Raw genomic sequence first — 26,254 nt, 5'->3', positions numbered from 1 at the left:
GCGCCTTCGTATCCACGGTTCGGTGACCTCGGGTTTTAACGCGGAGGCGTGGAGCCGCGAAGGACGCCACCAGACCGCACCGGTGGAGCGGCGCTTTGCTTCGCGAGGTGGCGGTGGAATGGCCACCTAGTGAAATCGGCGGTTTCGGCGAAACCGCCCTACCTGGGGTTTCTGGTAGGGCGGGCTCGCCGAGCGCGCCTTCGTATCCACGGTTCGGTGACTTCGAGTTTTTAACGCGGAGGCGTGGAGCTGCGTGGGACGCGATCAGACCGCGCCGGTGGAGCGGCGCTCTGCTTCACGAGGTGGCGGTGGAATGGCCACCTAGTGAAATCGGCGGTTTCGGCGAAACCGCCCTACCTGGGGTTTCCGGGTTGCCGAGCGCGCCTTCGTTTACGCGGTGGGGCAGAATCGCCAGACTTACCGCTGGACCACACCGGTGAGCCAGCATGCTGCCTGGCGAATTCTGCGTTTTCGATTCTTGGGGTTAATTTACCTCCCCCCTTTCCTCGCGTTACACGCGCCAGCTTTGGAGGATTTTGAGGTAATTGGCGCGTTCGTGGGCGGCGGGGTCGGGACAACGGCTGAGGTTCATGGCCCCGCGGAGGCGGTCGACGCGGTCGTATTCCATCTCGTCCATCCACTGCACGAGGCCGGTGCGCAGCACGCGAAGGTGATTAGGCCCGTGTCGCAGAAGCGCGGATACGACTTGAACGACCTGAGCTCCGGCGAGCAGGGCTTTGATGGCGTCTTCGGCCGAGTGCACGCCGCCGCTGCAAGCGAGGTCGGCCCCGAGCTCCGGGGACAGGATCGACAACCAGCGGAGGCGAAGGAGCAGCTCCGACGAATCGGACAGCTTGAGTTGGGGAATCACTTCCAGCTCCCGAATGTCGATATCGGGTTGGTAAAACCGGTTGAAGAGCACGAGCCCCGCCGCGCCGCTGGCGACCAGGGTGGCGGCAAATTGGGGTAAGGAGGTGTGAAACGGCGAGATTTTGACGGCGACGGGGATGCGCACCGCCGTGGTGACCGTGCGCACGATTTCGATCATGGCGGCTTCGACTTCGTCGGCGGGGACGGTGGCGTCGGTGGGCAGTTGGTAGAGGTTGAGTTCGATCGCCGCGGCGCCGGCGTCCTCCATTTGTTGGGCATAGCCGACCCAGTTGCCGAGGTGGCAGCCGTTGAGCGAGGCGATGACGGGGATGTCGACCAGACTGCGCAGGCGCGTGAGTTGCCGGAGATATTGATTCGGGCCGAGGTGATAATCCTCGTAACTGGGGAAGAACGAGCTCGCCTCGGAGTAACTGTCGGTGCCGGTGTCGAGATGGTGCACGAGGGCGCGGTTTTCGGCTTCGATCTGTTCCTCGAAGAACGAGTGCATCACGATGGCCGCAGCCCCGGCGTCTTCCAACTCGCGGCAGGCGGTGAGGTTGTCGCAAAAGGGGGACGCGCCGACCACGAAGGGGTTCTTGAGCGTGAGCCCGAGGTATTTCGTTTGCAGGTTCATGATGACGAGGAGGGGTTGGACGTTGCAGCCGGCTCCGTGGCGGGGGCGTGGGCCAGCCGTTCGTAGAGCGTGTAGCGTTGATCGATCTGTTGCTTGGCGTCGTCGGCGAGCTGTTCGGCACGAGTGGGGTTGATGCGCTTGAGCACGCCAAACCGGGTTTCGTTGGCCATGAAGCGGTCGAGCCCATCCTTGGGGGCGGGCGAATCCAGTTTCATGGGCGCTTCCCCGTGCGCGGCCCGCCGCGGATCGTAGCGGAACAGCGGCCAGTAGCCGGTTTCGACGGCCAGTTTTTGCTGCTCCAAACCGAGGTGCAGCGGGAAGCCGTGGGCGATGCAGTGACTGTAGGCGATGACGAGGGCGGGACCGGGGAACTCCTCGGCCTCGCGCAGCGCGTTGAGGGTTTGGCTGTCCTTGGCCCCAAAGGCCACCCGGGCGACGTAGATGTGGCCGTATTGCACGGCCATGAGCGCGAGGTCTTTTTTCGCGACGGATTTTCCGCCCGCGGCGAACTTGGCCACGGCGCCGGTGGGGGTGGCCTTGGAGGCCTGACCGCCGGTATTGGAATACACCTCGGTATCGAGCACGAGGACCTTCACGTTGGCGCCGGAAGCGAGCACGTGATCGAGACCGCCGTAGCCGATATCGTAGGCCCAGCCGTCGCCGCCGACGATCCAGACGGATTTGGAAACAAGGTGATCAGCGATGCCGAGCAGGCGAGCCGCGGCGGGGTCGTCGGCCTGACGCAGGCGGGAGACCAGACGGGCCACCCGTTCGCGTTGACCGGCGACCTGGGCTTCGGTCACCTGCTCCGCGCTGAGGAGCTCGGCCACGAGTTGGTGGCCGATTTGGGGAGCGAGTCGGTTGACCAGGTCGCGTGCCGCCTTCTCGTGACGGTCGCACGCGAGCCGTAGACCGAGTCCAAACTCCGCGTTGTCCTCAAAGAGGGAATTGGCCCACGCCGGGCCCCGTCCTTCAGTATCGGAGCAATAGGGCGTGGTGGGCAGATTGCCGCCGTAGATGGAGGAACAACCGGTGGCGTTGGCGATGACGAGTCGATCGCCGAGCAGTTGCGTGAGCAGTTTGAGGTAAGGGGTCTCGCCGCAACCCGTGCACGCGCCGGAGAACTCGAACAAGGGACGCTTGAACTGGGTGTCCTTGACCTCGGGTTTGAGCACGGCGCGATCGGGGTCGGGGATGGACAGGAAAAAGTCCCAGTTGGCGCGGGCGGCCACGGGCTCCGGCTCGGCCGGAACCATGTTGAGCGCCTTGTGCCGGGGATTGGTTTTATCCTTGGCCGGGCACACCTGAACGCACAGGGAGCAACCGGTGCAGTCGTCGGGCGCGACCTGGAGCGTATACTGTTGGCCTGGACGGTCGCGCATCTTGAGCGGACGCGATTCGAAGCCCTCCGGGGCGTCATCGAGGACGGCGGGATCGAAGAATTTGGGGCGGATGCAGGCGTGCGGACAGACCATCGCACACTTGTTGCACTGGATGCAGATATCGGCGTCCCACTGGGGCAGCTCGAGTGCAATGCCGCGTTTTTCATACTTGGTCGTGCCGGTCATCCAGGCGCCATCGACGGGAATGGCGCTGACCGGCAGGCGATCGCCCTCGCCCGCCAGCATGGTCGCGGTGATGCGCTGCACAAAGTCAGGCGCGCCCGCATAATTCGGCGGCGTGCTCGGCTCCGCGTCGTCATCGATCGCGGCGGGGATCGGCACCTGGGCCATGCCCGCGAGCGCGGCATCGATGGCGTCGTAGTTCATCTGCACCACGGCATCGCCCTTGCGGCCGTAGGTTTTTTTCACCGCCTGCTTGATCGCCACGATCGCTTCCTCCCGTGGTAAAACTCCGGCGAGCGCAAAGAAGCAGGTTTGGAGAACCGTATTGGTTCGCCGCCCCATCCCTGCTTCCCGCGCCACCGAAGTGGCATCAACCACGAACAAGTTGAGCCGCTTCGAAATCAGTTCCTCCTGCCATTCCCGCGGCAACGCAGACCATACCGCCTCGGGACGTTGCGGTGAATTCAACAGCACGGTGGCTGCGGGGCCGGCAAACTTGAGCACCGGGACTCGGCCCACAAAATGCCACTGGCTGCACGCCACGAAATCGGCCGATTGGATCAAATACGGCGCCCGAATCGGTTTGGGGCCGAACCGCAAATGGGACACCGTCACCGAGCCCGATTTCTTGGAATCGTAGACGAAATAACCCTGCGCGTAGTGATCGGTGCCATCGCCGATGATTTTGATCGAATTCTTGTTGGCACCTACCGTGCCGTCGGCCCCGAGGCCGACGAACACGCAGCGCCTCACCGCGTCGGTTTCAATGTCGTAGTCCTCGTCATACTTGAGCGAGGTATGAGTAACATCATCTTGGATACCGACGGTGAAGTGGTTGCGCGGTGCCGCCTCCGTGAGGTGGTCCAGCACCGCCCGGGCCATGCCCGGAGTAAATTCCTTGGAACCGAGTCCATAGCGCCCGCCCCACACCCGGGGCATGGCGGGGAGCACCTCGCGGTGCTCGGCCAGGGCCGTGAGCATGCTGATATACAGGGGCTCACCGATGGAGCCCGGCTCCTTGGTGCGATCGAGGACCGCAATGGAAGTCACCGTCGACGGCAGCGCCGCGAGCAGCGCGGTGGCCTCGAACGGTTGAAACAGCCGCACCGCCAGCACACCGACCTTTTCACCGGCGGCGACGAGGGTATCGACCGTCTCGGACAAGGTCTCCACGCCCGAGCCCATGGCCACCACCACCCGCTCCGCCTTGGGGTGACCATGGTAGTCGTAAAGATGATACTGCCGCCCGGTCAGCTCCGCAAAGCGGTCCATCGCGGCCTGCACGATACCGGGCAGCGCCGCGTAGTGGGCGTTGCTCGCTTCGCGGCCTTGGAAATACACGTCGGGGTTCTGGGCGGTGCCCCGAATCGTGGGACGGTCCGGGGTGAGCGCCCGGGCGCGGAAAGACTCGATGTCCGCCTCGTCGATCATGGCCCGCAGGTGATCGTCGGACAGCGCCTCGATTTTGGACACCTCGTGCGACGTGCGAAAGCCGTCGAAGAAATGCAGGAACGGCACGCGGGATTTCAAGGTCGCCGCGTGCGCGATGAGGCCCAGGTCCTGGGCTTCCTGCACGGAATTGGACGCCAGCAACGCGCACCCCGTCGCCCGGCATGCCATCACATCGCTGTGATCGCCGAAAATCGACAGGCCCTGTGCCGCCAAGGCGCGCGCGCTGACGTGAATCGTGATCGGGTTAAGTTCGCCCGCGATCTTGTAAAGGTTGGGCAACATGAGCAGGAGCCCTTGCGAAGCGGTGAAAGTCGTCGTCAACGAACCGCCCAGCAGGCTGCCGTGCACGGCGCCGGCGACACCGCCCTCGGACTGCATTTCCACCACCCGCGGCACCTCTCCCCAAAGGTTGGGCCGCTGGGCGGCGGCCCATTCATCGCACTGTTCTCCCATCGGGGTGGAGGGAGTGATCGGATAGATCGCGATCACTTCATTAAGGCGATAAGCCACCGACGACACCGCCTCGTTGGCGTCGCAGGTAACCAGTTGAGGAGAGGCGGGGGTCGCAATCATTTGTCCAAGACCGCTGAACTCGGACAATTCCGATTCAGCGTGGGGTCATGATCGCAGAAAACGGTCTTATCGGCTCCGCAGCGGTTGCCGCTACCGGTGCATATCTTGGCGCAACCCGGTCAAGAGTCCCTGGCGGCGTCTGCGGCGCAGGTTTGCAAAGCGCGGAAAATACGCTAGCCTCCGAGCGTGAAAATCCTGCGCGTTCTCCTCCTCCTCGGTCTAGCGGGCTCGTTGTGGGCCGCCCCCGGTTCCGGGTGGAAATCCGACCTGGCCGCCGCGCAAGCCCAAGCCAAAGCGGAAGGCAAATCCGTGCTCGTCGATTTTACCGGCACGGCGTGGAGCGATCCATGGAAGGTGTTGAACCAGGAAGTATACAAATCCGCCGAATTCACCGCTTGGGCGGCTGACAAGATTTTGGTGCGGCTGGATTACCCGGAGCGCAACGAACGCGCCCCCGCCAAGGTCGCCGCCAACCCGGCCTTGGGCAAATTGATCGCGATCAAGAATGACTTTAACATCCGCGGCTTCCCCACCCTCATCTGGCTGAACGCCGAAGGCGAAGAAGTCGCCCGCGTGATCGGCTACCGCGAAGGCATGGGCCCCATGGCCTACATCGCCGAGCTCACCAAACCACGCTGAGCCTCGGAGCGGGCAAAGCGGAAGCTCGTCGCAATTTTTGGTAGGCCGCGACCGCGCTCGCGCTGAGGCGGTCCACGGCGACTTCGCGCCATTCCGTTGTAAACGATCTCGTTACTCGACGCCGAAGAAATCGAGGATCTTGCGCAGCGAGGTGACGAGCGCCTCTACGTCGGCGGGCGTGTTGTAGAGGTAAAAACTCGCGCGCGTCGTGCTGGGCAGACCGAGTTTGCGCATGAGCGGTTGATTGCAGTGATGACCACCGCGTAGCGCCACACCGTCCTGATCGGCAAACGTCACGACGTCGTGCGCGTGCACGCCTTCGAAGGCAAAACTCACCATGCCGGCGCGTGGTTGACCGGGACGCGGACCGAGGATGCGGATGCCCGGAAGTTTGCTCAATTCCTCGCAGGCGTAACCCGCGAGTTCGCACTCGTGTTGGGCCAGCGCGGGCCGACCGATGGCGTCCAGATAATCCATGGCGGCGTGCAGCCCGATCGCATCGGCGACATTGGGCGTGCCGGCTTCGAAACGCTCCGGCGAGGGTTTCCACGTGCTGGCGGCGTATTCGACGTTGGCAATCATACCGCCGCCGCCCTGCCACGGTGGCATGGCATCGAGCAAGGCGCGACGGCCGTAGAGCACGCCGATACCGGTCGGTCCCGCCATCTTGTGACCGGAGAAAACGAGAAAATCGCAATCGAGCGCCTGCACGTCGACCAGCTCGTGGCCGGCGGATTGCGCGGCGTCGATGACCGTGACGGCCCCGACGGCGCGAGCTTTGGCGCAGAGTTCATGGACCGGGTTGGTCACGCCGAGCGTGTTGGAAATGTGGGTGAACGCGAAGAGCTTCACCTCGGGGGTGAGCAACTCGTCGATGGCGGAGAGATCGAGCCCGCCTTCGGCATCGGCACCCGCGATGGGCACGTAGCGCAGGGTCGCGCCGGTGCGCGCGGTGATCTGCTGCCACGGCACGAGATTGGAGTGATGCTCCATCTCGGTGCAAAGCACGACGTCGCCAGGCTTCAGGTTGGCGGTGCCCCAGCTTTGAGCGATGAGATTGACTGATTCGGTCGTGCCGCGGGTGAAGACGATCTCGGCGGGATCGGCCGCGTTGATGAATTGGGCGGTGCGGGCGCGGGCCGCTTCGTAACCATCGGTCGCGCGCATCGAGAGCGCATGGAGCCCGCGGTGCACGTTGCTGTTGTCGCGCTCGTAAAACCGGGCGACGGCATCGATGACCGAGCGCGGTTTTTGCGTGGTCGCCGCGTTGTCGAGGTAGACAAGCGGGCGACCGCCGACGTGTTGATCGAGGACCGGAAAATCGATCCGGAGATTGGAGAAATCGTGCGTCATCGCGGGAAGTTATTCGCCGACCGGTTGGTTGGGCTTATGGACCGCTTCGATGGCGGCGTGCCACGCCAGCGTGGCGCACTTGATGCGGGCGGGAAACGCGTGCACCCCGGCGAAGGCGGCGACCTCGGTGAACTCCTCGGGCTCGCGGCCGGTGGTCACGACGTCCTTGAAGTCGGCAAAAATGGCCTCGGCCTCGGCCGCGGTTTTACCCACGAGTTCCGTGGTCATGAGCGACGCACTGGCCTGCGAGATGGCGCAGCCCGAACCTTCGAAGCTCACCTCGCCGATTTTGTCCCCGTCCATGCGCAGGTAGACGGTGCAGTTGTCACCGCACGTGGGATTATCGCCGGTGGCCCAACGGGTGGCGGTCGGCATCTTGCCCCGGTTGCGGGGACGCTTGTTGTGGTCGAGGATGACCGCTTGATAGAGGTCGGTAAGGTCGGACATGTGAGCGGCTAATCTCACGCACTCCGGCCATTTGGCAACCCCCCAACGCGATCCGTGCCCGCTCAGATCGTCGACGCATGCACCGGACCAGTCACGGCCGGGCTACGGTCAAAGGCCATCGCGACCACCCGCAACATCGGAATCCCACGGGGCAATACGACCAGCCGTTGACCGTCGATCGCCACCACTCCATCGCGTTCCATCGCCGCGAGGGACTTGAGCTCGGTGCGGTAAGCCAATCGCACATCGAAGCCAAATTCCGCACTCAGTTCCCCGAAATTCAGTTCGCGGTGGCACATGATTCCCATGATCAGCCGTCGGCGCCGCTTTTCTTCGTCCCGGAGTCGATAGCCACGGGCGAGAGGCCAGCGACCGGCGTTCAAATCGGTTTCGTAAGCATCGAGCGATTTGTGATTCTGGAAATAGACGTCGGTGGTCTGGGAAATCGAGGAAATGCCGAAGCCGTGCAGTGACGCCCCGGCCCGCGTGCTGTAACCTTGGAAATTGCGGTGCAAATCGCCGCGCTGCAGAGCGACACAGAGTTCGTCGTCGGGTCGCGCAAAATGGTCGAGCCCGATGTCGATGTAGCCTGCCGCCGTGAGTTTGGCCGTGATGGCCTGGAACATGGCGAGCTTGGCTTCGAGGTCGGGCAGCTCGCCGCGTTGGTCGAAAATGCGTTGGGCCGGGCGCACCCACGGCACGTGCGCATAGCTGAAAACCGACAACCGCTGGGGCGACAGCGCAAGCACGTCGTCAACCGTCTGCTGGACCGAGGCGACAGTTTGACGGGGCAAACCGTAAATGAGATCGAGGCTGATCGCATGGATGCCGCCCACGCGAAGCCACGCGACCGCCTGCTCGTTGAGCGTATGGGGCTGCACCCGGTGAATGGCTTCCTGCACCACCGGGTTGGTGTCCTGCACGCCCAACGACGCGCGATTGACCCCCATGTCGACCAGGGCACCGACATGCTCGGCCGTCAGCGTGCGCGGGTCGATTTCGATGCTGATCTCGGCGTCCTCCGCGAACTTGAATTCGCGCCGCAATACTTCCCCCAGGCGGCGCAGGGATTCCGGCGGAAAAAACGTCGGCGTGCCACCACCAAAGTGCAGCTGATTCACCCTTCGGCCCGGGTTGATCTGACGAGCAACCCACGTGATCTCGCGTTCGAGCAGCCTGAGATACTTCCGCGCCCATTCTTTGTTGCGTGTGATAATCGTCGCGCACCCGCAATACCAACAGAGCGACTCGCAGAATGGCAGGTGGCAGTAGAGCGACAACGGACGATCCGGGTCGGTGTTGTCGGCGGCCATGGCGGCCGGAACGTCGACCTCGAGCAGTCGATCATGAAAACGATTGGCCGGCGGATAGGACGTATAGCGGGGACCCGACGTGGCGTATTTCCGGATCAGGTCCAGATCCGTATCGAAGTAAGAGGTGATGAGCGACTTAACCATGGGACAGCAGCGGCTGAACCATAACTGTCGCAGATCAGTCGGAGCGACACTGCGCGCCGGTTGGCCGGAGCGCTGCGGTTTTTGGCAATTATGCAGCCGACAAACCGGCCTGCCGTCCCGGACCTACGGGATGACCAACTGCATCCCGATCTGCAGATCGTTTTGCGATTTCATCACGCCGCGATTGGCCGCGTAGATGTCTTTGGCGCGGGTCGAATTGCTGTAATAGTGACGCGCCAAACTGTAGAGCGTGTCGCCCTTGACCACGGTGTGCACACGCTGCCCGGCCGGGCGGGCGGCGGGGGCTTCGTCGGGCCGGGTGGGCGCGGTGACCGTGCGACCGGGGGTCGGGTTCGCCGCGGTGGTGGGCGTCGGTTCGGGTGCGGAGGTGATGGCCATGCCCGAGGTGCGCGGGCGCACGGGCACACTGACGCTGCCGGTATTGGAGCGGAGCGTCGCGATCTCGTCCTTCAAGCGGGTGTTCTCGCTTTGCAGGCGTTGCACCACATCGAGCATGTCATTGCGGCGGGCCTGATTTTCGAGGGGCTGCGCCGGGAGGGTGCGGGCAAACTCCCGGGTGGCGGCGTCGATGCGCTGGCGCACCAGATCCGCTTGGGCGGAGTTGGGTTTGAGCTCCAGATAACGGCGAAAATGATAGATCGCGATGATCGGGTCTTTGATCTCGAGCTGGTAGAGCAATCCCACCTCCAAATGGGACTCGGGCGCTCCGTCGGCCCGGGTTCCGATCACGCGGGTGAACGAGGCCAACGCCCCTTGTTCATTGCCCTGCCGGAGGAGTCGTTTGCCTTCGACGTAAGCCGGCTCGGAGGTCTCCGCCACCGGCTCGCTGTCCGGCAGCCGGTTACAACCGGTCAGCAGCACGAAACCGAGCAGGCAAGGTGCTAAAAATCGCGACGACGATCGCATCATTGAGGGAAAAGGATTTGAACGGCCCAAGGTTGCTTCTAAGTCTGGCAACCCGTTCCCGGACACAAACCCTAAATGGCCATCGCACCCAAATCCGCCCTCAAACGCGCCCGCGCTTGTCTGGCCATCGAACAAGACGCCCTCGCCGCCACGGCGGTGGCTTTGGACAAGTCGTTCGTCGCCGTCGCCCAAGCCCTCGACGCCGTCGCCGACCGCGGGGGGAAACTCATCTGTTCCGGCGTGGGCAAGTCCGCGCACATCGCCCAAAAGCTCGTCGGCACGTTCAACAGCACCGGCCTGCCGACTTGTTTCCTGGATGCGACTCAGGCTCTCCACGGCGATCTCGGCCTGTGCACCAAGGGCGACGTGGCCATCCTTTTCAGCAACAGTGGCCAATCCGAAGAAGTGTTGCGACTCCTGCCGTTGCTGCGCCGGTTCGGTGTGACCGTCGTGGCTTGCACGTCTCATCCCAAGTCGGACCTCGCGCGCGAAGCCGATCTGAAACTGCTCTACGTCGTGCCCCGCGAAGCCTGCCCGCTGGAGCTCGCCCCGACCGCCAGCACCACAGCCGCCCTCGCCCTCGGCGATGCGCTCGCGATGGTGCTGCTGGAGGCCCGCGGCGTCACCCGGGACGACTTCGCCAAATACCATCCGGCAGGCAACCTCGGCCGCATCCTCCTGCTGCGCGTCGCGGATATCATGCGCCAAGGCAACCGGTTGCCGATCGCGCCCGACACGGTTTCCACGCAGGACGCGATCCTGCTCATGACCAAGGCCAAGAGCGGCAGTATCGCGCTGGTGGCCACGAAAACGGGCAAACTTACGGGGATTTTAACCGACGGCGACTTCCGCCGCAGCGCGCTGACCGGTCCTAATTTTCTGCAGCAGCCCGTTAAAACGTTCATGACCAAAGGGCCCAAAACGGTGCGCGATGACGCGCTCGGCGTGGATGCGCTTCGGTTGTTCGAAGCGCACAGAATCGACGACCTGATCGTGGTGGACGCTCAGGGAAAACCCGTCGGTCTGGTCGACGGTCAGGACCTGCCCAAGCTGAAAATCGTCTAGTAATTGGTGTAGAGAGAGTTCCCTCCATCGTAGGCCGCGAGCTTGCTCGCGCTCCCAGGCGGTGAGCGGCACGCGAAGAGCGCCCGTGAGCGGGCGCTCTACGTCAATCTGCGGACGATTTCGCGGCCAGCGGTCCGGTCATCTCGGCGGGGTCGACCCACGCATCGAACTGCTCTGTCGTCAGAAATCCGAGTGCGACCGCCGCTTCCTTGAGCGTCGAATCTTCCGCATGCGCTTTCTTCGCGACCTGTGCCGCCTTTTCGTAACCGAGGTGCGGATTGAGCGCGGTGACGAGCATGAGGGAGTTCTGCAGATGCGCGGCGATCCGGGGGCGGTTGGGCTCGAGTCCGACGGCGCAATGGTCGTTGAACGCGAGACAGGCGTCGGCCAGCAAGTGGGCCGACTGCAGGAACGCATCGATCATCACGGGCTTGTAGACGTTGAGCTCAAACTGGCCGCTGGCTCCGGCGAAGGTGAGGGTGGTGTCGTTGCCCATGACCCGGGCACAGACCATGGTGAGTGCCTCGACTTGGGTCGGGTTGACTTTGCCGGGCATGATCGACGAGCCGGGTTCGTTGGCGGGCAGATTGATCTCGCCAATGCCGCACCGCGGTCCCGAGCCGAGGAGGCGAAGATCGTTGGCGATTTTGGTGAGTGCGACGGCGAGACGCTTGAGCGCCCCGTGAGCTTCGACCAGACCGTCGTGCGCGGCCAGCGCGGCAAATTTGTTGGGCGCGGTCACGAAGGGATAACCCGTAAGGTCGGCGATGTGTTCGGCCACGGTCATGTCGTAACCGCGCGGCGCATTCAGGCCCGTGCCGACAGCGGTGCCGCCGAGAGCGAGTTCGGCGAGCGACGGCAACGTGCGGGCAAGCGCAGCGAGACTGGTTTCGAGTTGGGCCACGTAGCCGGAAAACTCCTGGCCCAGCGTCAGCGGGGTGGCGTCCATCCAGTGCGTGCGCCCGATTTTCACGATGTCCGCCATGGCGGCGGATTTCTCGGCCAGGGTCTCCTTGAGTTTCGTGACGGCGGGAATCGTCCGCCCCACCAGAGCGTGGTAGGCCGCGATGTGCATCGCGGTGGGAAACGTGTCGTTCGACGACTGCGATTTATTGACGTCATCGTTGGGGTGAATGAAGCGCTCCCCCACTCCAAGTTCACCCCCGCGCATCACGTGGGCGCGGTTCGCGATCACCTCGTTGCAGTTCATGTTGGACTGCGTGCCCGAGCCCGTTTGCCAGACGACCAATGGGAAATGATCATCGAGTTTACCGGCGATGATTTCATCGCACACGGCGGCGATGAGGGTTGATTTTTCGCGAGGCAACACCCCGTGGTCCACATTGGCCAACGCCGCCGCCTTTTTCAGAAATCCGAAAGCGCGAATGACCTCGATCGGCATCGACCCCGCCGGACCAATGGGGAAGTTCTGTATCGAGCGCTGGGTCTGGGCTCCCCAGTAACGGTCGGCCGACACGGCGACCTCACCCATGGTGTCTTTTTCAAGGCGTTCCTTCATACTCGGAAGGAGATGCAGAAATGGGGTTGAGCAAGGCTGCGGAGCAAAACATGCCAAAGGCAGCGACATCGACCGCGCATTCGTTGCCAAACAATGCGCATCGCAAAGATTTTGGTCTCCGTCGTCTTCGCCATCCGCTTAACTTGTTCCGTCATGCCTACGCCTCCCTTCGTCTACCAAGACCCCTTCCCGCTCGGGAAGGATGAGACTCAATACCGCCTCCTGTCCCAGGAAGGCATCTCCACCACGGAGTTCGAGGGGCAGACCATGCTCAAAGTCGCCCCGGAGGCGCTGGCATTTCTGGCGGGACAGGCATTTCACGACTGTTCCTTCACGCTGCGACCCAAGCACCTGGAACAAGTCGCCGCCATCCTCGACGACCCGGAGGCTTCGGACAACGACCGCTACGTCGCCACTACGCTCTTGAAAAACGCCGAGATTGCTGCCGAAGGCATCCTCCCGTTCTGTCAGGATACCGGCACCGCCATCATCATGGGCAAAAAAGGTCAGCGCGTGTGGACCGGAGCCAACGATGCCGAGTGGCTCTCGCGCGGCGTCTACGACTGCTACACCAAGGAGAACCTACGCTACTCGCAATCCGCCCCGCTCTCCATGTTTGAGGAGAAAAACACCGGCACCAACCTGCCCGCGCAGATCGACCTCTACGCCACCGAGGGCGACGAATACAAATTCCTCTTCGTGGCCAAAGGCGGCGGCTCGGCCAACAAAACCTTCCTGTATCAACAGACCCGCGCCCTGCTCAATCCGAAGAGCCTCGAAGCCTTCGTGGTCGAGAAAATGAAGTCGCTCGGCACCGCCGCCTGCCCGCCTTATCACCTCACGTTCGTGATCGGCGGCACCAGCGCCGAAACGTGTCTCAAGACCGTCAAGCTCGCCTCGACCAAATACCTCGATGCGTTGCCCACCAGCGGCAACGACCACGGGCAGGCGTTTCGCGACATCGAGTTGGAAGCCAAGGTGCTCAAACTCGCACAAAGCACCGGCATCGGCGCGCAGTTCGGCGGCAAGTATTTCGCGCTCGATGTGCGAATCGTGCGACTGCCGCGCCACGGCGCTTCGTGTCCGGTTGGCATCGGCGTTTCCTGCAGTGCCGACCGCAACATCAAGGCCAAGATCAACCGCGACGGCATCTGGTTGGAACAGATGGAAAACAACCCCGGCCGCCTCATCCCCGAATCCATGCGCACCATCAAACAGGACAACGTGGTGCACATCGATTTGAATCAGCCCATGCCGGACATCCTGGCGGAGCTCTCGAAACATCCGGTCACCACCCGCGTGCTATTGAACGGTCCGCTGATCGTCGCCCGCGACATCGCCCACGCGAAGTTGAAAGAGCGCATCGATGCCGGCCAGGGGCTGCCCGACTATCTCAAACAACATCCGGTTTACTACGCCGGTCCCGCCAAGACACCCGTCGGTTACGCGTCCGGCAGTTTTGGTCCGACGACCGCCGGTCGCATGGACAGCTATGTCGACCTGTTCCAGGCCAATGGCGGCTCCATGATCATGCTCGCCAAAGGCAACCGCTCCAACGCCGTCACCCAGGCTTGTCAAAAGCACGGCGGCTTCTACCTCGGCTCCATCGGTGGCCCCGCCGCCATCCTGGCCAAGGAGAGCATCCGCAAAGTCGACGTGCTGGAGTATCCCGAGCTCGGCATGGAAGCGGTGTGGAAGATCGAAGTGGAAAACTTCCCGGCCTTCATCCTCGTCGACGACAAGGGCAACGACTTCTTCGTCAACGGCTGCGCCGCCTGCGTGCCGGGCAAGTAAATCGTCCCGCCTAACCTTCGCCCCCCGACATCATCTGCTCCAACGGTGAGTCGGGGTTTGAATCCGGCGAAGCCTGGGGCGAGGTGATCGGGATCACCGGCGACCATTCCTTCCACGCGTCCTCGGCTTCATCCGCCAACTTGAAACGATGCCCCGCCGGAGCGACCGCGGCCAACGACGCGCCTGCCTTGGGCTCGGGGGTGGCAAACGCCACGCCGCCGCTGAACAGCGATTCAACGGACGAGCTCTTCAGCTCGGCGCCCAGCAAGCCCACTTTCATCGATAGCCCACCCGCGTTCCAGAAAACTGAATTGGTCCGCACCAAGTCGACATAGGCCGATTCGATCCGGATCCTCGCCAACACCCGGGTCGCGTCCTTCGACAGCCAACTGGTTTCCACCTGACCCACTTTGATTTCACGATAGTAAATGGGTGCCCCGGGCGTGATCGCACCGAGAGCAGTGCTCTCCAATTCAAACGCACGCCCCGCCTGCTCGGCCTTCGGGGGCGGTGCCTGGTCCAAGCCTTCAAAGGTGTGCGCCGTCGGCCCGTCGCCGGGACGCACGTTCAGCCGCACCCCACTCACGAGCGTATCCAATCCGCTGACACCGGAGAATCCGATCTTGGGGTGAACAATCCAAAACTGTGATCCCTCGGCCGCGAGCGCGCTCGCCCGCCGATCCAATCGCACCTTGATGAGCACGTGCTGCAGATCGTCGGTGATTTCCACCGCACTCACTTCGCCCACGGTCACGCCCTTGTGTTCGAGCTTGGTGCGTCCCACCTCCACCCCGGCTGCATCGGAGAACGTCACGGTCACTTCGGGTCCGCGTTGAGCGAGTTCTCCGATGACCATCCATCCACTGATGACCAAGGCCAGCAACGGCACGATCCACACGAGGGGCAGACCGCGGAAACGAGAAATAATGGGTTTGGATTGGGAGCTGCTCATGGGAGTGACGGATGATAGTTGGTGAGAAGTATGGGTCAGGCGGAGCGCGCGGAATCCGGCCGCTCCCACAGGAGTCGCGGGTTAAAGGCGTGCGTCGCGAGCATCGTCAGCACGACCGCCGCCGCGAACGCGAGGATGCCGAGTCGGGGCTCGACGGAGGCCAGACCTCCGAACTCCACCGCCCCGGCCAGAAATGCCACGAGGAAAACATCGAGCATCGACCACCGCCCGATCTCATCGATGAGTCGAAAAACCTTGGTCATTCTCACGGGATGGCGCGTGCCGCGACGGACCGCCCACAGCAACCATAACAACCCGCCCAATTTGAGAAACGGCACCATGATGCTCGCCACAAATACGATCAGAGCGATCGGCCACAGGCCGGTCTGAACGAGGTGCACGGTGCCCGAATAAATCGTATCGGTGCGCACCTCGCCGGGAAGTTTACTCGACAACACCGGCAGCATATTGGCCGGCACCAGCATGAAGAGCGCCGCCAAGCCAAAGGCCAGGGCTCGCGTCGACTTGGGCGCTGATTGGTCCGCGTGATTGGTCCGGGCACTCATAAGGTCTCGGGAGGATGAGCGGACTCCGTTCGGGCCAACTCAGTCGGTTCAAACTCAAACGATCGCCAGGCCAGCAGGATGGCCAACGACATCGCGGCGTAACTCCAAAATCCGGCGCCCAAATTCACGTCGACCACCGCCCCCAGCCGGATCAACGCCACCAACACGGCCAACACATAGACCTCGGGCATGCTCCAACGTCGCATCACCCCGATCGTCACCCGCAGCCAGCGCAGCGCCGGCGGCGATATGCCCTGATGACGCGGCAGCACAATCGCGGCCCCCGCCAACAGCATCAAACTGGGCGCCAACCAGACGCACCAAAACGTCCATACCGAAAGCAGTGGCATGCCGTGATCCCACAGCGCCAAGGCCCCGCTTCCCGCCAACTCCACCTGCGATTGCCCGAACTTGCTCACGGTCATAAACGGCAGGCAAAACGCCGGCACCCACAGGATGATGCCCGTCAGCGTGAACGCGGTTCCCGCCTGCCGGCCCCACCGGGCGCCTCGCGCCAACGGCGTCTCGCAACGTCGACAGGACGCCGTCTGCCACCGGGACACGCGCACCGCCTGGTGCGATTGGCCGCAAAGCGCACACGTGTAGACAGAGGACGGGGACGAGCTGGAATCCATGGTGATGAGGCAAACCTCACGCCCATGGACCCCGATCTCATCAACCGGTTTCCGGATCCCGAAAATGAACGCTCAACCCGCCGCCTGGAGACTGTTCCAATACAGGCTCACCCCATCCGTGATCATCTGCACGGCGACCAGGATCAGCAGCATGCCCATGAGCTTCTCCGCCGCGCGCATGCCGCGTGCACCGAGGATGCGGCCGATGCGATCACCCATGATCAAAATCGCGGCGGAGATTCCACAGGCCGCCGTCACGGCAAAAATCCACTCCGGCAGACGCCCCGGTTCCTTGCTCGACAACAGCAACAGGAAGGCAATGCCGCTCGGCCCCGCGATCATCGGCGTCGCCAATGGCACGATGAAAGGTTCCTCATCCTCCGCGCCGCCGAACTGGACCCCGCGATTGGGAAACACCATGCCGATCGCGATCAGGAAAAGCAAAATGCCACCCGCCAAACTGAGCGACGATTGTTGCAGACCGAGAAACGCGAGCAGCTTCGCCCCGACCAACAGGAACGTCATCAGGATGCCGTAAGCGATGAGCACTTCGCGCAACAACACGCGACGGCGACGCTCCTTGGGCACGCGCTCCAAGATGGCGTTGAAGATCACGATATTCCCGAACGGATCGAGAATGAGCAGCAACGTAGCTGCAGCGGAGAATAAGGTCATGCCCACGAAGCTAGCCGCTCGTTTCCATTAGCCAAGCCCAGTGCAAACCCGCCCAACCCAATCAAACAGCATTGATTTATTAACCCCGAACGACCGACGCACGACTGCGGCCCAACGAGCGCTCATTCGCCGTGCACCGTCACGATGATGCGGCGGCGATGCGAGGCGCGGCGGTGTTCCCACAGGAAGAGGCCCTGCCACGTGCCGAGCAACATACTGCCGGCGGCGATGGGCACGGTCTCACTGGTGCGCGTGAGCGCCATTTTGATGTGACTGGGCATGTCGTCCGGCCCTTCCAGCGTGTGCACGAAGTCGGGATCATCGTCGGGCACCAGCCGATCCAACCAACGTTCCAGATCCCGGCGCGCGGACGGATCGGCGTTTTCCATGATAACGAGACTGCAGCTGGTATGTTGGCAAAAGACGTTGACCGTGCCGATGCGCACGCCGCTGCGCGCCACCACCGCGGCCACTTCACGGGTGATTTCGAGCGTGCCGGCGCGAGGCGCGGTCACGGTAAGCGTTTCCTGTAAAAGGGCCATGCGGGGAAACTAAGTGGGCCATCCTCGCCGCGGCCAATCCTGTTTGGCCGCGGTGGGTGCACAAAAAACCCCGACCGCGAACGGACGGGGCAGGAAAGGAGGGGCGGCACAGCCGCTGAATCAGAACTTCAGCGTAAGACGATCGCCCCCGGCGGTAACCCGACGAATCGAATCGTAGAGGAGGTCATCGCTGAGGCGACGAGCGATCAGCGTTTCGACATCGCGGCCGGAAGCGTCCTCATCGTTGCTGGCGAACTCGGACGCATTCGCTTGGTAAGCGAAAAGCCGGTCGCGCGATGCATTGGGACCACTGACTTCACTGAGCGGGTCGGTCCGCGGCGCACTGGCCGTCAGGCCGAGTCGCGGTTGGTTGAGCAAATTGATCATCTGCGGCTGCTCGGCCTCGATGGCGGCCAAATTCGCGGCAATGGACCGTTGGGATGGAGACGGCACGGCGGCGTTCTTGGCCGATTCACCGGCGGCGACGCCCGCCCAAACCACCATGGGAGAAATCGTAACCGGGTCGGACCGGGCAGGCGTTTGCGCGGCGGCGAGCGATGGTTTCACTACGGCCGGAACATCCGCGGTAGAAACGGCGTTTTCAGCGGTTTCTTCCACCGTCACGGCAGCGGCGACGACATCTGCCGGCTCTTCCACAGGCGAGAGTGATTTGGCCACCGAAGAGGTGGTGGTGTAGGCGACCTCAAAGCCGGGCTCGCGATATTCGCTGAAAGAAAGAAAAGTGACGGCGAGCACGGCGGCCGCGCCCATGGGCATCTGGTAACGAGAGAACCCGGCAAAAACCCGAGGCAGGACGAACCACCACCGCTTCGGCTCCACGGCCGCGGCCCGTTGGCGAATGTGAAATTCCTGCTGGAACTCGTTCCAATAGTCCTGGGAAGGACGCTCCGCTCGCTTGATGGCAAACAGGTCGTCGAGAGTTACTTTTTGGGGGGCTTTCTTTTCCGGCATCATGCGCGCATGTAGGACTGTAATTCGGACTGGAGGAGCTGTTTCGCGTAGTGAAGTCGCGAACGCACGGTTCCCACCGAGCAGCCCACCACTTCGGCGATCTGCTCATGGCTGAGTCCATCTATTTCAAATAAGGTCACCACGGTGCGATGCTTGATAGACAGTTTTTGCATCGCCTCGTTCAATTTTTCCTGAAGTTCCCGGACGTAGACCTCTTTATCGGCCCCATCCTTATCCGTCAGTTGGGCAAGAAGTTCCGTGGTCTTGTCGTCTTCGGTAATCTTCTCGAAGCTGAAAAAGGTGCGTAATTTCGCTTTTCGCAGGTGGCTGAGGGTCGAATTGACCGCGATCCGATAGAGCCACGTGAAAAACGAAGACTGCCCCTGGAATCGGTTAATCGACTGAAACGCCTTGATGAACGCGTCTTGGGTGAGATCGCCCGCGTCCTCCCGATTGGAGGTCATGTTGTAGATCACTCCGTAAACGCGTTCGCGGTAGCGCAGCACCAATTGGTCAAATGCGCTCACCTCCCCGGCTTGCACCTGCAAGACAATCTCCCAGTCACTATCCGCCTCTTGCCGGCGCTCGGAAGAGCTGACCAGAGTTTTGCCGAGGGCTTTCGACATGGCGGACATACGAGGCGGGAGACTGGCGGACCGGTTCGATGCAATCAATCGGAATTTGCGTCGACTTCAGCGCTTCACAGCCCGCTCTGAGGTTAGGGTTGCAGCAATTTCACTTGGGCTCGGAGCACTTCCGCCAGGGAAAGTAACCGCGGCACCGCGGGCAGCGCCGCGAAAGCACCGATCGCGCGTTCGCCTTTTCGGAGCTGCGATTCCAGCGCTTCGTTGACCCGGTCGAAAATGTCGAGTTCGCGCAATTGGCGCAGGCGCAGCTCCATGTTGGTCGCAGCCTGGCCGGTGATTTCGCTCATGAGCGCGGCCCGCTCCGTGGGTTTGAGGGCATCCGCCAACTCCAATAGCGGCAGGGTCAACTTACCGCTGACCAAATCGGTGCCGAGGGTTTTGCCGATCTTGCCTTCCTCGCCGAAGAAATCGGCCAGGTCGTCGAAGATCTGGTAGGCGATCCCGAGTTGGCGTCCATAAATCGTCGCTGCCGCCACGAAATCGTCATCGTAACCTCCCAGTTGACTGCCGAGGTGACAGGATACCCGGAAGAGCTCGGCGGTTTTCAGATCGATGACCCGGTAATAATCCTCGCGCGTGATCGCAGTGGTGCCACGGCGCATGGTTTGGATGATTTCCCCGGCACAGACGCGGCGCGTCGATTCCCCCACGGCGGAGCACACGGCCGTGGTGGGAAACTGGGCGGCCAAATGCAGGGCGTGGGCAAACAGCGCGTCGCCCAACAAAACGGCGGCTTCCGGACCGAAGGACTTCACGGCGGTATCGCGACCACGGCGCAAGCCGGCTTCGTCCATGATATCGTCGTGCACGAGGGTCGCGAGGTGCACCAGCTCGATCACTGCCGCCACCTTTACCAGCGCGGGCGACACGGCGTCATCCTGCCAACCGCTCAGAAACACCAACGCGGGGCGAATACGTTTGCCGGAGGTATCGATGCAGTAGTCCGCCATCTCCCGGACTTCCGGCTCGAACGCTTGAATCTGCTCCCGCAGGCACGCATCCAGCGCCTTTACGTGCGGACTCAAACGCGCGAAAACCGACGCAAACTCAAGCGGTGCGGTCGGGCTGGAGGCGGAGGGCGGCGAGGTTGGCATGAAGCGGAAAGCCAAACGCGTGTTCATGCATTTTGCTAACCAATACTCCCGGAATAAGCTCGCGTTGTGATACATCGGTTAAGTGCTTAAGTCCCCGCTCCCTTAAGAACGCCTGAGTTGTCCCCTGCCCCATGTCTTCGTCTCCGTTGGTCGTCTTGTTTATGCTGGGAGTCGGCATCTATGTCGCCCACCTGTGGTGGACCGACCTGCAGGCCCACCGCCAGGGCAAGCCGACGTCGGGCGGTTTACCCGGGGCCCGCCCCACCCGCTCGACCGCCATGGTAATCGCCGTGGTGGGTTCGCTGGTGATTCTGGCGGGCGAAACATGGGGGGAAATCCACCTCGGTCTCACGGCGGAACAGTCGGAGATCACCGTGCTTTTCGGCTGCTACACCCTGGTGGCCGCCGTGATTGAGGAGATCATATTCCGCGGCTTCATCGTCGTGCCCGAAGCTCGGGGACGCGCAGCGGTATGGGGCGGCGTCTTCGGCGCTTCGATCGTCTTCGCGCTGATCCATCCCTTTCTGTGGGAATGGGACGACGGCACCCTGACGTGGACCCTCGGCGCCAAAGGCTGGTTCAGCACCGGCGCCGTGTTCGCGAGCTCGCTCTGGTTTTACACCGTGCGCTTCATGCCGGCCAACCCGTCCCGGTCGCTGCTCCCGTGTTTCGCCGCGCATGCGGCGAAAAACCTCGGCGTGTTCGCGATTAAGGCCGCCCAAGGCTTCGTCGTCGGGCTCTGGTGATGCCCAACATCCCGCAACCGTGGTTTTTCACACCAGGAACGCGAAGTTCGCAAAGCCATGGGGGTATGATTCTGCGCGAACTTTGCGGCCTTCGGGTAAAATCCGATTGGTCTGAGAAACTGGGACGGCGAGTGATGCCAACGGCGCGTGGGCATCCGTCCCGGATTTTAACGCAAAGGCGCAAGGCCGCGAAGCCGCCAATTACTGCGCGGGGTGCCTCTCCGTAACTTGGCGGCTTGGCAGCTTTGCGTTAAACCGAGATTCCGCCGTTGGATTTTACAGAAGGCAACGAAGAGCACGAAGCTGGAACGAGTTGCAGGCGATTATGGGCATCAATTCATTTACCCGTAAGGTGAGTTGGATGCCATGCCGCTTACTCGATTTAACTCACGTTATTACAACGCTTTGTTAACTTTGTTACCTTCTGTGAACTGCGTTAATTAGGTTAAAATCAACCGGCATGGTGACGCACCGAGCGCGGCAGCGCATCACTGCACTTCGTAGACTTCGACGATCGCGATGCCGCTGGAGTTATCGCCGCTCGTGACCAACGCCGTGTAGTTCCCCGGCGGTAGCGTGATGAGGAGCACGGCATCCAGACTACCGGACGGCAGGGCGAACGCCCCCACTTCACTGGAAGCCTGGACCACACCGGCCGCATCATTGCCCCTTTGCCAATTATCGTTTTGGCGGACCGTGCTGCCGTCGGACTGACGCACGAGCTCCAGCACCGGATTGGCCAATGGTCCCGCAATACCAAACTCGGACAAGGTGGGTCCCACCGCGCGGATGAGCACGCGTTTCGGCGTGGTGCCATTGACGATCACGCCGGCGATCAATGCCTGGTCGCCCGCCCCGACGCGACCGCGGGTCGCGACGTTGAGCATCTTGTCGTCCGAGAACGGCGTTTGCGTATCGAGGTCGTAGATTTCGACCAACCCCACTCCCGTCGCGCCACTTACACCGGAGACTTGGGCGGTGTAGGGTCCAGGATTGAGCGTAGTGACGAGCGCAGAATCCGCGCTGCCGGTTGGCAAAGCGAACGCACCAATCGTGGCAGTGGCGCCGGGCACGGCGGCATCAGTGCCCCAGTTGTCATTGCTGGCAACCACGGTGGCACCGCTGTAGACCTTGAGCGTCGGGTCCGTGACGACGCCCGAGACACCGTAGTTGGCCAACGTGGGACCAATGGCCCGGACCAGCACTTGTTTCGGGGTCGCACCATTGACGACAAAGCCAGCCACGAGGATTGATTCGCCGGTGCCGACGTATCCGCGAGTCGAGAGATTGCGCAGGAACCCGTCCGCGGCCGGAGCCGGAGAGCTCAGCGCCGCCCGGATGGTGCCGGAAACCGCCCCGCCCCGGGCGAAGCCCTGAACAAAGCCCGTTGTCGCATCGAGGGTGCCAGTGATCGTGCCCCCATCGCTGGTGGACACCGTAAAGGTATTGTTCGCGCCGAAGGCACCGAATCCCACCGTGCGGTTACCGCCACTCGAGGCCAGCACAGTGAGCTTACCATCGGGAGCGGCGATCATGAGCAGTTCACTATCGTTTTGAGAAAACAGACTACCGTAGATCACGCCGTTCGGGCCCGTGTAAGTCAAACTGGGGAAGGATGCGACCCCGATCAGAATGGCCCGGTTGTTGTCGAATTGACCATTCACGCCGGCGTCGCTGAACGTGCCTGAGATCACGGTCTGCCCACTTTGGACCAGTGAGAAATTACCGGCCGAGTCCACCGCGATATCCTTGTAGACATAGATGGTGGGATTGGCGCCATTGCTCTTGCCGATGAATGTGGCACTGACGGTGCCGCGACGCACAATGGTGAACTGGCCGATCTCGAAGCCGGCGATATAGGTGCCGGAGTAAACCGTGTCGGTTTCAACCTCCGCCGCATCGACCACCGCGACCACGACCTGAGTCGACGTCGTCGTTTGGCTGCCGCTATCTGACGCGCTGACTTGCAAACGGTAAATGCCGGCCGCGCTCGGCGTCCAGTTCATCGTATAGGGAGCTTCCGCATCCGTGCCGATCAACACACCGTTGGCGTAGAAGCTCACCGCCGCCACCGTTCCGTCTGAGTCGGATGCACTGGCGGTCAGAGCGGTGGAGCTACCCAACAGCACCGTGCTGCCGGCGCCGGGCGAAGTGAGCGAAACCGAGGGCGCCGTATTGCCGACCACCGAGACACTCAACGTATCAGATTGCGTCACGTTGCCGGAATTGTCGGTCGCCCGGGCCGTAATGCTGTAGGTGCTAGCCGCTGAAGGGGTCCAAGTTATACTGAAAGGTGCGGCTGTGTCCGTGCCTATTTGAACGCCGCTCGCGAAAAACGCTACACTGGTGAGCGATCCATCAATGTCGGATGCATTCGCAGTAAAAGTAATGGGAGTTCCCGCACCAAACGATGAGCCATTTGAAGGACTCGTCAGATTCACCATTGGTGGCGTGTTATTCGCAACGGTAATGCTCACCGTGGAACTGGTGGCTATGTTACCCAGATTATCGGAAATACGAGCGGAGACTTCATAGGTTCCTGCCGAAGTTGGAACCCATATGCCGTTAAATGGAGCGACTGCGTCGGTCGCGATGGGAAACCCATTCGCGATAAAAATTACAGAGGCGACACTTGCGGGTGCGCCGGCGCTGGCACTCGCGGACAATGCGATGGGACTACCCACCACATATCCCGATCCTGCTGTAGGAGAGGTGAGGTTGACCACCGGATCGACCCCACCCGTAACGACCACATCGACTCTTGCGGAAGTGCCAAGATTACCGCCCGTATCCGTGACGACGGCTGTGAGCGTGACCGGCCCCACCGCAGTGGGGGTCCAATCGAGCGCATACGGAAAGACATTGTCCGTCCCCACGCTCGTGCCATTAGCGAAGAATTCAACCGCCGCTACACTCCCATTCGGTCCGGAGTCGACCGCGGTGGCGCGTAAGGAGGTAGGCGCATTCACGACCAAAATGTTGCCCACGAACGGACTGGTAATGGAAACGGTTGGGGCGGTATTCGCCTGAACCGATACCGTAACCGTCGCGCCAGTCGTTTGGTTGCCGGAGGTATCTGTGGCGACAGCGTGAAGGGAATAGCTTCCCGACGAACTCGGAACCCAGGCGGTTATAAAGGGCTCGGTCGTGTCTGGTGCACCTTGATTGCGACCATTTACGAAAAACTGAACACTGGCAATTTGCCCGTCCGAATCGAGCGCGTTCGCGATCAGGTTCGTGCTGAAACCGGCAACCAAACTGCTGGTCGAAGTCGGTGAAATAATTGAGACGGTGGGAGGAGACGAACTCGCGTCCGCCGCGTTCACCGCCACCGCCGTGCTTGTCGTTACATTGCCCGCATTGTCGGTTGCCCGAGCTGTGAGCGAAAACACTCCGGGAGCCTCCGGAGTCCACGAGAAGATATAAGGAGAAGTCGTGTCACTCGTCCCCAACACTTGCCCATCGAGAAACAGCTCAACGGAAGCGATCGAACCGTCGGTATCACTTGCCGCCACGATCACTGTGGCGGTGGTCCCCACTTGGACAACCGAACCTGCGGCCGGAGAACTTACCACCACACTCGGTGATCCGCCACTAGGGTCAGTGACGGCCAAAGAGACGGGGGCGCTCGTAACCAAATTCCCATCATTGTCCGTCGCTCGGGCCTCCAGAGAAAAGGTCGCCACGGCCGTGGGGGTCCATCCCGTCGTATACGGGTAGGTCGCATCGGTGCCGATCAATGTCGAATTCGCGTAGAACGAGACCTTCTGGATGTTTCCATCGGCATCGGAAGCATTCGCCGCGAGAGTTAATGGCGTGTTGACGCGGTGGGAGGCTCCGTTCGTTGGCGTCGTAAGTGAAACGGTTGGTTCGACCCCAATCACACCACCGCCGCCAGAACCGCCGCTTCCTTGTATCGATACCGAAACTGATGCAGAGACGGTCGACAGTCCGAGGTTATCGGTCGCCAGCGCGGTAATCGCGGTCAAGGGATTATCAGGATCGGCATTCGCAGGCGTCCATGCTATCTCATACGGGGCTGTAAAGTCCTCGCCAATAAACTCTCCACTGGCGAAAAACTGAACAGAGCTAACGGTGCCATCGCTGTCGGACGCGGATGCCTTCACGTTGATCGTCGATCCCGCTGAAATCGCCACCCCATTTGAGGGTGAATTTATTGAAACCGCGGGAGGCGCGGAGATTGAAATCGAACTAACCGGCGATGCGACCACGTTATTTTTGTCATCATAGGCCAACGCACTAATTCGATACTGCCCAACCGCCAACGGTTGCCAGTCCGCAGTGTAAGGGAACGCCAAGTCAGTCGCGAACAATACTCCGTCCACATAAATTTCCACGCGATCGATCCGCCCATCGCTATCGTTAGCGGTTATCGTGATCCCAATCGGAGCGGACGGCACTGCGATGATTGAGTTATCGCCAGGTGCGGCTACTTCAACCGTCGGAATCGATCCGATACGCGAAACAATGCTCAAATTTACGGCAGAACTGGTCAATCCCGTGGTCGACCCATTGCCATCGGTTGCCATCGCCGTGATGTTTACCGAGTTCCCCACCGCAGCGGTTGGAGTATAAACAAACGAATACGGAGCGGTCGAATCGGAACCGAGCAAAACACCGTCTGCAAAAAACTCAATTTTTTGAATCGCTGCCTGCTGGGGTGTGGCATCCGCCTTAATTGTCACGGACGATCCTTCCGGAACCAATGTGCCGGCCAATGGGCTGGTAATCGTGGCACCCGTGGCAAAAAACCTAACGGTCGGGGACGTCACCGTCGTTACGCCATCAGAGGCTGCCACCGTCAAGTAGTAGACCCCGGGCCGGGGAGGAACCCATGAAGCACTCGCAGTTGCAGGAGGAGCAACGGCACCAGGAGACTGACCAATCGAAACTCCATTGACGAAAAACGAGTAGGTGAAACTGCTGGCGGTGAAGGTGCCCTCTGCTAAGGCAGTCACCGTTACCGCACTATTGGATTGTCCATAGGACTCATTCGGAGTCCCGAAATCCACACCTCCGGCGTTCACGTTGGTAATGTCCACCCGCAGGACGGGAGATTCCTGTGCGAAAAGTCCCATCGCTCCCAACCACCCGAAGGCGGTCAGCAGG

The 26,254-nt window shown here is 61.8% G+C and carries 21 protein-coding genes and 2 pseudogenes; 5 read left to right on the top strand and 18 right to left on the bottom strand.

Annotation, left to right across the window (positions count from 1 at the left end; translation table 11 throughout):
* Positions 1-511: 511 nt before the first annotated feature.
* Both PXH66_RS01290 and nifJ read right to left on the bottom strand, forming a co-directional pair.
* A complete protein-coding gene (locus PXH66_RS01290) occupies positions 512-1,504 on the bottom strand; it encodes a dihydroorotate dehydrogenase-like protein (protein WP_330929430.1) in 993 nt (330 codons plus the stop codon).
* On the bottom strand, positions 1,501-5,094 hold the full coding sequence (nifJ, locus tag PXH66_RS01285; protein ID WP_330929429.1) for a pyruvate:ferredoxin (flavodoxin) oxidoreductase: 3,594 nt from the start codon (positions 5,092-5,094) through the stop codon (positions 1,501-1,503). Before nifJ ends, PXH66_RS01290 begins: the two co-directional genes overlap by 4 nt.
* 186 nt (positions 5,095-5,280) lie before the next feature.
* On the opposite strand from nifJ, the gene PXH66_RS01280 reads away from it, so the two are divergent.
* Entirely contained in the window at positions 5,281-5,733 is a 453-nt protein-coding gene (locus tag PXH66_RS01280) for a thioredoxin family protein (protein WP_330929428.1), read from the top strand.
* Positions 5,734-5,844: 111 nt separating this feature from the next.
* On the opposite strand, the gene PXH66_RS01275 is transcribed toward PXH66_RS01280, so the two are convergent.
* The 4 genes from PXH66_RS01275 to PXH66_RS01260 all read right to left on the bottom strand — a co-directional run bounded on the left by PXH66_RS01275 (position 5,845) and on the right by PXH66_RS01260 (position 9,920).
* Positions 5,845-7,086, bottom strand: a complete 1,242-nt coding sequence (locus tag PXH66_RS01275) for a cysteine desulfurase (RefSeq protein ID WP_330929427.1) — start codon at positions 7,084-7,086, stop codon at positions 5,845-5,847.
* Between the two features lie 9 nt (positions 7,087-7,095).
* Entirely contained in the window at positions 7,096-7,533 is a 438-nt protein-coding gene (sufU, locus tag PXH66_RS01270) for a Fe-S cluster assembly sulfur transfer protein SufU (RefSeq protein ID WP_330929426.1), read from the bottom strand.
* 62 nt (positions 7,534-7,595) lie between these two features.
* Complete coding sequence (gene hemN, locus PXH66_RS01265) at positions 7,596-8,990, bottom strand: oxygen-independent coproporphyrinogen III oxidase (protein ID WP_330929425.1); 1,395 nt, start codon at positions 8,988-8,990, stop codon at positions 7,596-7,598.
* A 123-nt stretch (positions 8,991-9,113) separates the two neighbouring features.
* A complete protein-coding gene (locus PXH66_RS01260) occupies positions 9,114-9,920 on the bottom strand; it encodes a LysM peptidoglycan-binding domain-containing protein (RefSeq protein ID WP_330929424.1) in 807 nt (268 codons plus the stop codon).
* Between the two features lie 72 nt (positions 9,921-9,992).
* Between PXH66_RS01260 and PXH66_RS01255 the strand changes: the two genes are divergently transcribed.
* On the top strand, positions 9,993-10,982 hold the full coding sequence (locus tag PXH66_RS01255) for a KpsF/GutQ family sugar-phosphate isomerase (protein WP_330929423.1): 990 nt from the start codon (positions 9,993-9,995) through the stop codon (positions 10,980-10,982).
* Between the two features lie 103 nt (positions 10,983-11,085).
* On the opposite strand, the gene fumC is transcribed toward PXH66_RS01255, so the two are convergent.
* Positions 11,086-12,501: a class II fumarate hydratase gene (gene fumC, locus PXH66_RS01250; protein ID WP_330929422.1), complete on the bottom strand. Its 1,416-nt coding sequence runs from the start codon at positions 12,499-12,501 to the stop codon at positions 11,086-11,088.
* A 153-nt stretch (positions 12,502-12,654) separates the two neighbouring features.
* On the opposite strand from fumC, the gene PXH66_RS01245 reads away from it, so the two are divergent.
* Positions 12,655-14,295 carry a fumarate hydratase gene (locus PXH66_RS01245; protein ID WP_330929421.1) on the top strand — a complete coding sequence of 547 codons (1,641 nt, stop codon included), beginning with the start codon at positions 12,655-12,657 and terminating at the stop codon, positions 14,293-14,295.
* A gap of 10 nt (positions 14,296-14,305) precedes the next feature.
* On the opposite strand, the gene PXH66_RS01240 is transcribed toward PXH66_RS01245, so the two are convergent.
* From PXH66_RS01240 to PXH66_RS01205, 8 genes are all read right to left on the bottom strand, one after another.
* Entirely contained in the window at positions 14,306-15,247 is a 942-nt protein-coding gene (locus PXH66_RS01240) for a PqiB family protein (protein ID WP_330929420.1), read from the bottom strand.
* A gap of 35 nt (positions 15,248-15,282) precedes the next feature.
* Complete coding sequence (locus PXH66_RS01235) at positions 15,283-15,813, bottom strand: paraquat-inducible protein A (RefSeq protein WP_330929419.1); 531 nt, start codon at positions 15,811-15,813, stop codon at positions 15,283-15,285.
* A complete protein-coding gene (locus PXH66_RS01230; RefSeq protein ID WP_330929418.1) occupies positions 15,810-16,448 on the bottom strand; it encodes a paraquat-inducible protein A in 639 nt (212 codons plus the stop codon). The genes PXH66_RS01235 and PXH66_RS01230 overlap by 4 nt, the downstream gene beginning before the upstream one ends.
* 72 nt (positions 16,449-16,520) lie before the next feature.
* Entirely contained in the window at positions 16,521-17,123 is a 603-nt protein-coding gene (locus PXH66_RS01225; RefSeq protein ID WP_330929417.1) for a MarC family protein, read from the bottom strand.
* Between the two features lie 122 nt (positions 17,124-17,245).
* Positions 17,246-17,665 carry a secondary thiamine-phosphate synthase enzyme YjbQ gene (locus tag PXH66_RS01220; protein ID WP_330929416.1) on the bottom strand — a complete coding sequence of 140 codons (420 nt, stop codon included), beginning with the start codon at positions 17,663-17,665 and terminating at the stop codon, positions 17,246-17,248.
* A gap of 120 nt (positions 17,666-17,785) precedes the next feature.
* Entirely contained in the window at positions 17,786-18,640 is an 855-nt protein-coding gene (locus tag PXH66_RS01215; protein ID WP_330929415.1) for a hypothetical protein, read from the bottom strand.
* The gene (locus PXH66_RS01210) at positions 18,637-19,263 is read right to left on the bottom strand and encodes a sigma-70 family RNA polymerase sigma factor (RefSeq protein ID WP_330929414.1); all 627 of its coding nucleotides are present in this window, start codon (positions 19,261-19,263) and stop codon (positions 18,637-18,639) included. The genes PXH66_RS01215 and PXH66_RS01210 overlap by 4 nt, the downstream gene beginning before the upstream one ends.
* 92 nt (positions 19,264-19,355) lie before the next feature.
* Positions 19,356-20,378, bottom strand: coding sequence for a polyprenyl synthetase family protein (locus tag PXH66_RS01205; RefSeq protein WP_330929413.1), 1,023 nt, complete (start codon positions 20,376-20,378; stop codon positions 19,356-19,358).
* Between the two features lie 131 nt (positions 20,379-20,509).
* Here PXH66_RS01205 and PXH66_RS01200 point away from each other — a divergent pair, with 131 nt between their 5' ends.
* Entirely contained in the window at positions 20,510-21,124 is a 615-nt protein-coding gene (locus tag PXH66_RS01200; protein WP_330929412.1) for a CPBP family glutamic-type intramembrane protease, read from the top strand.
* 488 nt (positions 21,125-21,612) lie between these two features.
* Here the strand turns inward: PXH66_RS01200 and PXH66_RS01195 are convergent, their stop codons facing one another.
* Both PXH66_RS01195 and PXH66_RS23190 read right to left on the bottom strand, forming a co-directional pair.
* Positions 21,613-23,340, bottom strand: coding sequence for an Ig-like domain-containing protein (locus PXH66_RS01195; RefSeq protein WP_330929411.1), 1,728 nt, complete (start codon positions 23,338-23,340; stop codon positions 21,613-21,615).
* 84 nt (positions 23,341-23,424) lie between these two features.
* Positions 23,425-24,360, bottom strand: a pseudogene (locus PXH66_RS23190) (Ig-like domain-containing protein); the annotation flags it as partial.
* A gap of 1 nt (position 24,361) precedes the next feature.
* Between PXH66_RS23190 and PXH66_RS01190 the strand changes: the two are divergent.
* Positions 24,362-24,550: a hypothetical protein gene (locus PXH66_RS01190; protein ID WP_330929410.1), complete on the top strand. Its 189-nt coding sequence runs from the start codon at positions 24,362-24,364 to the stop codon at positions 24,548-24,550.
* 8 nt (positions 24,551-24,558) lie between these two features.
* Here PXH66_RS01190 and PXH66_RS23185 read toward each other — a convergent pair.
* Positions 24,559-26,223: pseudogene (locus PXH66_RS23185) on the bottom strand (Ig-like domain-containing protein); the annotation flags it as partial.
* Positions 26,224-26,254: the final 31 nt, after the last annotated feature.

This window comes from Synoicihabitans lomoniglobus (assembly GCF_029023725.1).
GTDB lineage: Bacteria > Verrucomicrobiota > Verrucomicrobiia > Opitutales > Opitutaceae > Actomonas > Actomonas lomonigloba.
This window is presented reverse-complemented; position numbering and strand designations above follow the sequence as displayed.